The sequence below is a fragment of the Pseudoalteromonas sp. KJ63-1 genome (assembly GCF_055808145.1).
Window position 1 is genome coordinate 1,221,916 of the sequence record NZ_CM147855.1, and the last position, 12,145, is coordinate 1,234,060.

Genomic DNA, 12,145 nt, shown 5'->3' on the forward strand with positions numbered 1-12,145 from the left:
TAAATATGGTTAGTAATTAACACCTAGTTTTACCGTTTTAATAACGAGCTGTGATTAACATGTTAATTTACCTATTAAGGGCACATTAATGATTAAATTACATTTGATTACAAACTCCATATATTTGATTTCACCTATGTTTTTTATGTGATTGCGCTTGGTTAAGTTTATGACTTTTATCTGTTTTTATTAATTAACAATGAAACATGCTGTAACCTTTGTCCCTTTCATGGGGTAGCTTAATTTTAGCTGTTTATATAACGACCTCTCGTTAAGTTTTCATTCAGTTAAAGGCGCCTAAGTTGCCCCCGCTCACTCAAAATTCTCATAAAAGTGGGCGTTACCAATTTAGGTAAATTTCAACAAGTAGGGTTCATCCATGAAAAAATCAACTCTTGGTTTAGCTGTAATTGCAGCAATCCCAATGTTCTCAAGTGTTCAAGTTTTAGCTGCAGACGAAGCAGTAAAGTCAATTGAAAAAATTCAAGTAACGGGTTCTCGTATCAAGCGTTCAGACATGGAAAACGCAAGCCCAGTTACACTTATCGGTGCTGATGACATTCAAGCTATGGGTGCAACAAGTATTGATAGTGTTTTACAAAAAATGACCGCTACGGGCGGTGCAATGACCAACCCAGGTATTAATAATGGTTCGGGTGGCAACGCACGTATCGATTTACGTGGCTTAGGTGCTAACCGTACATTAGTACTTGTTAATGGTCGTCGTATGATTGCATCAGGTACTGGTGCAGCATCAACGGTTGATTTAAACACCATTCCGGTTTCGATGATCAAACAAGTAGAAGTACTTAAAGATGGTGCATCTGCTGTATACGGTACTGATGCGGTAGCAGGCGTAGTCAATATTATCTTAAAGGATAATTTTGAAGGCCTAGACATGAACGTAAATTCTGCAATTACCGGTGAAGGCGATGCAACAGAGAACTCTATAGATTTCACTGTGGGTAGCTCTTTCGATAAAGGTAATATCGTTATCGGCATGCAGTACACAGATCGTGGTAAAGCATCACAAGCAGATCGTGACTTTTCAGATTGCCCAATCGCAGAAGATGCAAACGGTTTAAACTGTAACGGTGGTTCTGTTTATGCTGAGGGTGGTCACATTTGGCAAGACAGTACTACAACGGCATTAAACGATAAAGGCGAAGAAGTTAGCGTTGGCTTGGCACAAGGCGACAACGGTTTAAGTGGTCAAGGTGGTCTGCACCCATTTACTGATGCTGATCGTTACAACTTTTCACCAACAAGTTACTTATACACGCCAATGGAGCGTTTAAATTTAACGGGTATTGCAACTTACGAAATTAGTGATGATACAAGTTTATTCGCTGAGTTCACTTACACCAAGCGTTGGTCAGAGCAGCAAATGGCACCACAACCTGTATGGTTTGGTTTTAAATATGATGAATCAATGGGTGACTCACTTCTTGGTCAATCATACACAAGTAAAGTAGACCGTAACGGTGATGGTTACGCAGATGTAGATGCTGATGGTAAATACATTACTGAATCTGCAAACTATGCGTACGGTGATGACCTTTTCTACGGTCGCCGTATGTCTGATACTGGTCCACGTATTTTTGAACAGTCAGTTGACACTGTTCGCGCCGTTGTTGGTGCTGAAGGTTTTGTAGGCGATTACTCTTGGGACGTTTCAGCGAACTTTGGCCGTAACGATTCGGTTGATAAGTTAAGTAACTTACACAACATGGGTGCGATCGGCGATAGTATTTTACGTACCGTAGATGGCGAAGTTGAGGGCACATTTAACCCGTTAGATCAGTCTGCTTGGACTTCAGAAGATTTCCGTAAAAATGTATACACAGAAGTAAATAATGGTGGCAGCCAGTTATTCATTATCGCGGCATCTGTTTCTGGCGAGTTATTTGAATTACCTGCAGGTTATGCAGCATTTGCTGCGGGTGTAGAGCGTCGTCAAGAAAAAGCGTGGTTCACACCAGATTCACTAACAGCGCAAGGCCTTGCAAATGACCCTATGGTTGAACCAACAGCAGGTGGCTTTGATGTAAACGAAGCCTATGTTGAATTTGCGCTTCCACTACTAACAGATGCACCATTTGCACAAAATGTAGAGCTTAGTGCCGCTATTCGTGCATTCGACTACAGCACGTTTGGTTCTGATAATACATGGAAATTAGGTTTAACATGGAAAGCAAATGATGAATTAATGCTACGCAGCGTTGTTTCAACGGCTTTCCGTGCTCCAACGGTTTCAGAATTATACTCAGGTAACTCTCCATCATTTAATCAAGTTGAATTCCCTGGTGCACAAGAGCAGGCTGAAGTAACTGTTGGTGGTAATGATGCATTAACACCAGAAGAAGCTGATACATTTACTGCGGGTATCGTGTATGAGCCGCAGTGGTTTGATGGTTTCTCAATGACACTTGATTACTACTCAATTGAAATTGAAAACGCAATTGCAACTGTAGACAATCAATACATTGTTGATCAGTGTTTAGCTGTAGACACTAATGCAGGTTCTGCACTATGTCAGTCAGCAAATGTAAATCTAGACTCTACGGGTCGTATTACTTTTAACAACCAATTACAAAACATTGGTTCTGAAAAAACATCGGGTGTTGATTTAAATCTTGCATACAGCTTTGAAGCAGTAGGTCTTAACTGGAAAGCGGGCTTAGATACAACTTACTTAGATGAATATGTTGTAGAAGTAACTGGTTCTCCTGTTGATTACGCAGGGTTAGTAACATCTGGTTCAGGTGGTTACGCAGATCTTAAGTCAAACCTAACCATTAATGTGTCTGGCGATAACTGGGATGCACAATACCAAATGCGTTACATCGCGGGTATGGATAGCTACGCATGTCTAAATAAAGACACGTGTTATGCACCTACAACACCATCAGTTATCTATAGTGACCTAAGTGGTAGTTACCTAGTAAATGATACTGTTTCTCTTACTGCAGGTGTAAACAACTTGTTCGATAAACAGCCTCCTTATTACACTGGTAACAATGATTCAAACACTGACCCGTACACATACGATGTACTAGGTCGTCGTTTCTTTGCAAACGTAAACGTTAAATTCTAATTTTAACTAATTAGAATCACTAAAAGGCCTAGTTTTTACTAGGCCTTTTTTGTTGAACAAAATTAAAGAGGCACGTAAACTCAGACAGATAACCCAAGGAGGCATCATTGTTAAAGCAAGACGAAAATTTATCGTTTGTTATTGAACCGCAATTATCACCGCGTGCAGAGCAGCGTCTCGATCTTTATTTTTCTATCCCAAATGAAATGGGAATTAATGCACAAACACTCAGCGAAGAGTCTTACTTTAATAACCAATTTAAATCTTTTGTTGCCTATAACGCGAATAACATTCACCTTCCATTAGTGCGAAGCCGCTTTGTAAGTAAAAACAAAGGTGAGCAGCAAGACTACCGACAAAACTTAAATTTATATTGTTATCAAGTACGTCTCGCCATTGATGCTGATATTAAAGATGCGTTAAAAATTCAAGAAAGCGATGAATTTTATCAACGGGCCATGGAGCTTTGCGAGCAAAGCCAAAGCTTACTCAGAAAACTCAGACGTTACACCCCAGATAACGAAAAGCTGATCCCGTTTTATACCAATGCTGATAATTACCTAAGTTGGCAGATTGAACAAACTTTTTTAAAGCTGCTTGATGAAGGGCCGCGCAGTAGCGATCACGCAAAAGAGCGAAATGACTTATTAAACTTTTGTAAGTCAGAAAGTGAGTACCGAGCAGAGCAACAATATAATTCTGACTCAACACTTAAAGACGCCAACAGAATCACCAATAAAATGCGCCTATTGCAGCGTTTAATAGAGCATGGGGTGATTTTGCAGCGCCAAACCCGTTATCTAAATAGTTATTTAAAACGGTTGGTAAAAGGCTCTGTAACAGCCGTTATAATGGCTTTTGTGATGGTGGTTATTTTAAATGCACGTTCTACCTTTACTGAAATAACCGCTTCATTGATTTTAATTTTAGGGGTTATTTACGGTTTAAGAGAGATATTTAAAGAGGATATCACTCGTATTATTTGGCGTGCTATTGTGCGAGGGCGGCCAAAATGGCGCTTTATTTTTAAAAACAGTATTACAAAAGATAAAGTAGCGAGCCAGTTTATTTGGTTAGAATATACGCGGTTTAAAAAAATCCCCAAAGAAGTGAGGAAAATTTTCTCTAAGCGTCGTCAGCAAAATAAACAGGCGGCGCAATGGCTGCATTTTGCTAGTGAAACGCGGGTCAGTGCTAAAGAATTTTTGCCAGGCTACGATAGCTTACAACAAACATTGCAATTTAATCTTGCACCATTTGCTCGTTATTTAAAAAAGGGGGAAGGGAAGCTCTACCATTTAGAAAATAATAAAATCTCTAAGCAAGGAGTTGAAAGACGCTACCAATTAAATATGGTACTCGTTCAGACTGAATCTGATAATGCGCTGTATCAGCGCTATAAAATCACTTTAAATCGCAGTAAAATTGTTAATATAGAGCTGATTTACACCAGCGACAGCAAAAAAGAGGAATAACACAGGTTATTCCTCTTTTTTACTTAAACTAAACTAAACTAGACTATTTATCCGTTAGTCCTTTTTTGCTGTATAGCGTTACTTTGTCTGATACTAAGGTAATTTCGATATTTTTAGCGTCATTACCCCAAGTACAGCTGGTATGCAGTGTTTTTTCTACACAATTATCAGCACTACCTAACATGGCTTCAACTTCTGTTTTGTCCATACCTATTTTAATCTTTTCGTAATTTTCTAAGCTTACTTTTGAGCAAGCTGCAAGACTGAGTGCTGCAAAAATAATAAAAAGTTTCTTCATTGCTACTTCCTTTGAAATGAGTATTGTTAATGATTAAATTTTCGAATTTGTACAATCATCCCCATACGAGGGTGATCAAAGTAATGAATGTCTTCACTGAACACTCGCCTAAACTGTGAAAAGCGGGCTGACTCTAGATCGCCATTGTTACGTCTTTCATTTATATCAAAGTGTGCATTAATAAATAAATAATGGCGCAAATGTATTTTGAATAGTCCATCTAATTCCCATTTCATTTCTGGAGACTGAACTTCGTCAAACAGTGGCTCAGGCGTATTTATTAAGCTAATAAAATCAGAATCTGCGTAGCTAATCGTGGTGTTCATATTGTTTTTTAATTGGCTGCCTGCAAACAAGTGAATGCTAGGCGAACGTGATTTGCTCGCACCTTCAAATCGCCACCCAGTATGTAATAAAGGAGTTAGCCCTTTACGGTCTAGGGCTTGACGTTGTGATTCAAACTGCAACTGCTCAGGGGCTAACAGGTATGTTTGCTCCATCGTCTCTTGTGCAGGTGCTTGAGGGATCACTGGCAGTACATCGTAACTCTTGACATAATCAATGCTGTCGTTACACGCTGCTGACTGAGGGTTTGAGTTGACTAGAGTGTCAGCAAAGGTACGCTTTTGAAAACGCGGATCGCCGTTTATACATGCGTCCATTGCTTGGTTTTTATAAACAGGGCTTAGTAAATCTAAGGTGTTTTTATCTTCAATGGCGTCGTGCTTTAAGCTAAAGTCTTCTTGTAGGTATGGGGCAAAGGGTTGTTTAAATATCAACACTTCTACTTCAAACCAACGCTCTGCAAATGCAGTACTACTAAACAAGCAGCATAAAACAACCAGCGATTTTTTCAGCAACATTAATGGCTAACCTTTTTTCGAAATCTGCAATCATAGCAGTGATCATTTTTAAGCGTTCACGGGCATTCGCCTCGCTAATGGCAAAGCGTAATTTATTTGCGCCATCCATCTTATAAATATGTGGCGCACTTTGTATCAAACCAATAATGAAGCTAGGATTAACCTTAGTATTTTGACTAAACTCAAAGTAGCCCCCTTTCGGGTTAGCCTCTATTTTGGTTATGCCTAGATTACTCGCTTGCATCTTTAGTTGTTGTAAACTAAATAAGTTTTTAGCTGCATCGGGTAATAAACCAAAGCGGTCTATTAATTCTACCTGCAGCTCATCGATATCAGCAAGGTTAGCACAACTTGCTACTCGCTTGTACATACCTAAACGCGCGTTAACATCATGAATATAATCATCAGGTAACAAGGCAGGTAACTTTAAGTCTACTTCTGTTTGTTTTTGTAATAGATTTTCAAGGGTTGGCTCTTGACCATTTTTAAGTGCGTTAACGGCCTGCTCAAGCATTTCCATGTATAAATTAAAGCCAATGGTTTGCATTTGCCCTGATTGATCATCACCTAATAGCTCACCCGCACCACGAATTTCTAAATCATGAGTTGCTAAGGCAAAGCCTGCACCTAAATCTTCCAGTGAGGCAATCGCATCTAAACGTTTTTTCGCATCTTTAGAGAGTGCCTTAGGGTTACCGGTAAGTAAATAAGCATAGGCTTGGTGATGGCTTCTACCTACACGTCCGCGCAATTGGTGTAGCTGAGCAAGACCGAGTTTATCGGCTCTATCCATAATTATGGTGTTTGCTGTGGGCACATCAATACCGGTTTCAATAATCGTGGTACACACAAGGACATTGTATTTTTGATGATAAAAATCGGTCATTATTTGCTCTAGCTCTTGCTCTCGCATTTGACCATGTGCAGAAGTTACTGTTGCCTCAGGCACCCATTCGCTAATTTCTTGAGCGACACGTTCAATGGTTTCTACGTTGTTATGTAAAAAGTATACTTGGCCGCCACGTTTAATTTCACGTAGTACCGCTTCGCGAATAAGCTCTTCGTCGCGCTGGCGTACAAAGGTTTTAACCGCTAAACGTTTAGCCGGTGGAGTGGCAATAATTGATAAATCACGCATACCACTCATCGCCATATTTAATGTACGCGGAATGGGGGTTGCGGTTAGGGTAAGTATGTCAACATCAGCTCTTAGGGCTTTAATTTTTTCTTTTTGACGAACCCCAAATCGGTGCTCTTCATCAACAATTAACAGACCTAAATCTTTAAAGTTGATATCTTGTTGAATCAATTTATGAGTGCCAATAACCACATCTAGCTTGCCATCACTCATTCTTTCAAGGGTTTCTTTTTGCTCTTTGCTCGAATTAAAACGCGATAGCACACCCACTTCAATTGGAAAATCAGCAAAGCGATCTTTAAAGTTATCGTAGTGTTGTTGAGCAAGTAGGGTGGTAGGAACTAAAATAGCCACCTGCTTATTATCGTTAACCGCTACAAAGGCTGCCCGCATAGCCACTTCGGTTTTACCAAAACCCACATCACCACATACTAAACGATCCATAGCCTGTTTTGACTGCATGTCGCCAAGTACCGCTTCAATGGCGTTACGCTGGTCATCCGTTTCTTCAAACGGGAAGCTATCGCTAAATTGGCGATAAGCTTGGCCATCAAGCGTAAACTTATTACCAGGCTTAGCTTGGCGTTGTGCATAAATATCGAGTAACTCAGCAGCCACATCACGGACTTTTTCAGCGGCGCGCTTTTTCGCTTTATCCCAGGCATCAGAGCCGAGCTTATGCAGTGGCGCACTGGCCTCTTCACCGCCTGAGTAACGACTAAGCATATGAAGTGCCGATACCGGCACATAAAGCTTTGCTTCACCTGCATAAGTAATAGTTACAAATTCAGTCACCACACCGGCGGCATCAATCGTTTGCAGCCCTTGATAACGGCCCACACCATGGTCAAGGTGCACAACCGGTTGACCTTCTTTAAGCTCTGCTAAGTTACGAATTAACGCGTCTTGGCTTGCTTCATACTTGTGCTTACGACGTCTGCGTTGTGATACTTTGATCCCAAGCAATTCTTGCTCGGTAATAATGCTCAAACTTGGTTTAGTGCTAAGCACCACACTTTGCTCAAGCGGACTGACAATTAAACCAACGTCATTACTGCTGTTGGTAAACTGCTCAAAACTATCAAATTCTTTAAATTTTAAGCCGCTAGGTTTTAATATACTCAGTAATGATTCGCGTCGACCGTCCGACTCAACACTGATGACAACTCGGCCTTTTTTCTTTTTTTGTTCTGCCACATAGCTTATAAATGCATCGTAGGGCTGATGTTGTTTATGATCGATGCGTACATTGGGCAATTCATTAACTGCGAGATTTTTATTACCTGCTTTGGTGCCTAGCTTTGCTTGCGATAGGCGAATGCGGCCATAATTGCCTAAATTGGAAAACAGCTCATTAATTGGCTGATATAATTCATCGGGCGGTAATAGTGGACGCAGAGGATCTACACGGCGGTTCTCATAACGCACATTAACATCGTGCCAAAAGTTATCCGCTGCATGCTCTAAATCCCCTAACTGCATGACGGTTGTTGAGTCAGGTAAGTAGTCGAATATGGTTGCTAAGCCTTCAAAAAACAGCGGCATGTAATACTCTATACCTGCTGGCCAATTGCCTTTGCTGACCTGCATGTAGACTGAGTCTTGCTCAGCACTTGCGCCAAATTTTTCACGATAGCTTATTCTGAAACGTTCAATATCTGATTCGTTAGTAGGAAACTCATGAGCAGGTAGTAGCTCAATTTTTTCTACTTTTTCGTCTGAGCGCTGAGTTTCCACATCAAATAAACGGATGGTATCAAGCTCATCATCAAAAAAGTCGAGTCTAAATGGATGCTTACTCCCCATGGGGTATAAATCAACAATTGAGCCGCGTATAGCGTACTCGCCATGCTCCATGACTTGTTGCACATGTAAGTAACCTGCTTGCTCTAAATTGTCCCGCAGGGCATGAGTATCTAATCTGTCGCCTACTTTAAAATTCAGCGTCGAGCCGTATATAAATGATGCTGGGGCAGTGCGCAGCATCAAGGTTGATACCGGCACAATGAGCACGCTTTGTTGCTCTTTTTTCAGTGTGTTGAGTGTTGCTAAACGTGCTGAAATAATATCTTGGTGGGGAGAGAAGTGATCATAAGGCAATGTTTCCCAATCTGGAAAAACCATTACTGGGTTATCAGGCAGCAAGTACTCTAATTCTGTTTCAAGGCGCAGTGCACTTGGTGTATCAGGGGTAACAATTAACACCAAGTTATCTTGCTGTTTTACACCTTGTGCAATAGCAATGCTTAAGCCACTGCCTAAAAGTTCGCCCCATTGAATCTTATCTTTTTGAGATTTTACCCAAGGCAAGGCTGCCCATTGCTCAAACGCCATTAATTACTCCATTAAATTAGGCTCTTAACGAGTAAGAGCCACATTATTATTTAGTCACGGTAAATTTTTGTTAAATCTTGATAATGATCAATTCTACGGTCGCGCAGATACGGCCAGATACGTCTTACGTTCTCGCTGCGTTTTTGATCAAGTTTTACCATTAATATTTGTTCATTTTGGTTATCAGCCTCTGCCAATATCTCGCCTTGAGGGCCTGCAATAAACGAGTTGCCCCAAAATTGAATACCGTCACTTTGACCGCTCGGATCGCTTTCATGACCAACTCGATTACAACTAATCACCGGAACGCCATTAGCAACCGCATGCGCTCGCTGTGAAATAACCCAAGCATCTTTTTGGCGGGTTTGCTCGTCTTTATCGTCGCGTGGATCCCAGCCAATGGCCGTTGGGTAAATTAAAAGCTCAGCACCGGCCATTGCCATTAAGCGCGCGGCTTCAGGAAACCATTGATCCCAACACACCAGTACACCTAGTTTACCTACAGAGGTTTGAATAGGCTCAAAGCCTAAGTCTCCAGGGGTAAAGTAAAACTTTTCATAAAACCCAGGGTCGTCTGGAATATGCATTTTACGGTATTTACCTGCAATGCTGCCGTCTTTTTCAAGTACCACGGCGGTATTGTGGTAAAGGCCCGTAGCACGTTTCTCAAATAAAGACGCCACAATAACAATACCGAGCTCTTTGGCGAGTTCACCTAAAATATTACTACTTGGCCCTGGTATTGTTTCTGCTAAATCAAATACATCAACGTCTTCAGTTTGGCAAAAATATAAACTGCGGTGTAACTCTTGTAATACAACAAGTTGCGCGCCTTTATTAGCTGCATCGCGAATGCCCGCAATTGACTTTTCAATATTATGTTCAGCGTTGTCACTGTTGCTTTGTTGCACTAAGGCAACTGATAAATGTGCAGGGCTTGTCATTGTGCTGCTCCAGCTAAAAATCCACGAGGTAATTGCATTGTAATGCAGTGAAGACTGCCAAATTGCTCAATAATAGGTAAACAATTTACACCAATAATTGTGTGCTCAGGGTATGCTTTTTGAACTTGTGTTAAAGCACGTTGGTCGTTTACATCGTTATAAATAGGCACTAATACTACGTTATTTATAATTAAGTAATTTGCATAGGTGGCGGGTAGGCGCGTATTTTCATCGTCATACACGGCTTTTGGCCACGGTAACTCAATTAGCTTATATGGGGTGTTATCAGCAGTTTTAAAGCTTTGTAGTTGTTTCTCCATGGCATCTAGCGCGCTAAAATGCTCATCGCTTTTATCGTCACATTTTACATACACAAGGGTGTTTTTAGGCGCAAACCGCACTAGCGTATCAATGTGGCTATCGGTGTCGTCACCGGCTAAATAACCATGATCAACCCATAAAAAATCAGTAGTGCCTAAGTGCGCTTTTAATAGTACTTCTATGTCACTTGGGCTTAAATCAGGGTTACGATTTTTATTCAGTAAACATTCACTGGTTGTTAGCAATACACCGTGTTCATTAATTTCAATACCACCGCCTTCAAGCACCATATCAGGGGCTTGATACTGGTTGTTTGTATTGCTTAGCTGTTTAACTAATGTGTGGTTTATTTGATTATCAAGGGCGCTTTCAAACTTATTACCCCAGCCATTAAAGATAAAGTCGTAGACTTTTAATTGATCTGGCTTTTCTATAGCGCTACACGTAAGCGGGCCATGGTCACGCGCCCATGTGTCGTTAGTAGGAGTAACAACAAAATATACACGAGCCTGTTCAATACCAGCGTCATTTAGTAATGAGCAAATGTGGGTTTTTAATGCCTCATCATGAGCAACAATCACTAAGGCTTGTTGCGCGGTAATATGTTTTGCAAGTTCAATATAAACGGGTTCAACACGTGCTAAATTATCAGCCCAATCGGTATTTTTATGGGGCCATGTAAGCATAACAGCATCTTGCTCGGCCCATTCAGGTAAAAGTCTAAAGTTCATGGATTTTTAATACAAATAAAGATGGGGCTAGTTTAGCAGTTCAATTACAGCTAAGTCACTTTTAAATAAAAGTTTGAATTACAATTTAAAGCGATTTAAACAGGTAAATAACCACTCGTGTTACTCGTTTGAACTCTCTTTCGCTTTTTCAAGTTGTTGACGCTTTTTAAGTTGGCGTGTTTGCGCATGTAAACTGGCTCTAACAACCAACTCTTGATCGCTGTCTCTTATTGATACAAACAGCAGGGTATACTGGTAATGCTCATCGTCTTGTTTTTCTATAGCAACAACTTCGCTATAACAATACACTGCAGAGGCTTCATGCTGTAAAAACAGTTTGGTACGAAATTTCTGACCTAATGTGTACAAATGTTCACTGGTAAACTTAATTCCACCGCCGCCATAACTATCGCAATAAATTGAGTTATCTTCAGGTTGTTCAGAAGCTAAAATATGGCTCATGATCAAATCTATTTTACGCGACTGGGCTTGTAAAAACGTCGTCAGTTCTTGAGCTATATCTCCTAAATTACGCAAAGGACCTAAAGCGCTTTGATCTAGACTACTGACTTCGTTAGCAAGTTTAAATAAAGGCGGAATATCTGCGTCTAGTTCAGCCAAACTTTTTGGTACCACCGCGTCATCTACAGCAAATAGATTGACCCGATTGCTTTCTTCAATTTGAAAGTAAAGCTCAAAATCAGCTAATTTTTGATTATTCATTTTTAACTCCTAGCCTCTATCCGTTAATAGTAGCGTTGCGGTTATTAAATTACTACACAGCAACCCAATAAAAATTAAGCTAAATAAGGGTTTGGCTTCACTATAAAAACGCTAGGGGTGCTACTTTTTATACAGCTATAATGATTAAGAACATAATAAATATTAATACATTTATACTGAGTGCGTATATTCGCAACTAATAAATAACCAATAATTAACAA

Annotated in this window: 8 protein-coding genes; 2 read left to right on the forward strand and 6 right to left on the reverse strand. The window is 40.4% G+C overall.

All coding sequences use genetic code 11. The features are described 5' to 3' along the window. Positions 1-379: 379 nt before the first annotated feature. A complete protein-coding gene (locus tag AC0L7Q_RS05755; protein WP_413401699.1) occupies positions 380-3,097 on the forward strand; it encodes a TonB-dependent receptor in 2,718 nt (905 codons plus the stop codon). Between the two features lie 107 nt (positions 3,098-3,204). After that, positions 3,205-4,572 carry a hypothetical protein gene (locus AC0L7Q_RS05760; protein WP_413401701.1) on the forward strand — a complete coding sequence of 456 codons (1,368 nt, stop codon included), beginning with the start codon at positions 3,205-3,207 and terminating at the stop codon, positions 4,570-4,572. 43 nt (positions 4,573-4,615) lie between these two features. Here AC0L7Q_RS05760 and AC0L7Q_RS05765 read toward each other — a convergent pair whose 3' ends face one another. The 6 genes from AC0L7Q_RS05765 to AC0L7Q_RS05790 all read right to left on the reverse strand — a co-directional run bounded on the left by AC0L7Q_RS05765 (position 4,616) and on the right by AC0L7Q_RS05790 (position 11,924). Then, entirely contained in the window at positions 4,616-4,870 is a 255-nt protein-coding gene (locus AC0L7Q_RS05765; RefSeq protein WP_198522989.1) for a DUF3862 domain-containing protein, read from the reverse strand. 26 nt (positions 4,871-4,896) lie between these two features. Beyond that, positions 4,897-5,733: a peptidoglycan binding protein CsiV gene (locus AC0L7Q_RS05770; protein WP_413401703.1), complete on the reverse strand. Its 837-nt coding sequence runs from the start codon at positions 5,731-5,733 to the stop codon at positions 4,897-4,899. Next, positions 5,690-9,205, reverse strand: coding sequence for a transcription-repair coupling factor (mfd, locus tag AC0L7Q_RS05775; protein WP_418157339.1), 3,516 nt, complete (start codon positions 9,203-9,205; stop codon positions 5,690-5,692). The genes AC0L7Q_RS05770 and mfd overlap by 44 nt, the downstream gene beginning before the upstream one ends. Before the next feature lie 50 nt (positions 9,206-9,255). After that, positions 9,256-10,149: a carbon-nitrogen hydrolase gene (locus AC0L7Q_RS05780; RefSeq protein ID WP_413401707.1), complete on the reverse strand. Its 894-nt coding sequence runs from the start codon at positions 10,147-10,149 to the stop codon at positions 9,256-9,258. Then, complete coding sequence (locus AC0L7Q_RS05785; RefSeq protein WP_413401709.1) at positions 10,146-11,201, reverse strand: agmatine deiminase family protein; 1,056 nt, start codon at positions 11,199-11,201, stop codon at positions 10,146-10,148. The genes AC0L7Q_RS05780 and AC0L7Q_RS05785 overlap by 4 nt, the downstream gene beginning before the upstream one ends. A 120-nt stretch (positions 11,202-11,321) precedes the next feature. Next, complete coding sequence (locus AC0L7Q_RS05790; protein WP_413401711.1) at positions 11,322-11,924, reverse strand: PilZ domain-containing protein; 603 nt, start codon at positions 11,922-11,924, stop codon at positions 11,322-11,324. Between the last annotated feature and the right edge of the window lie 221 nt (positions 11,925-12,145).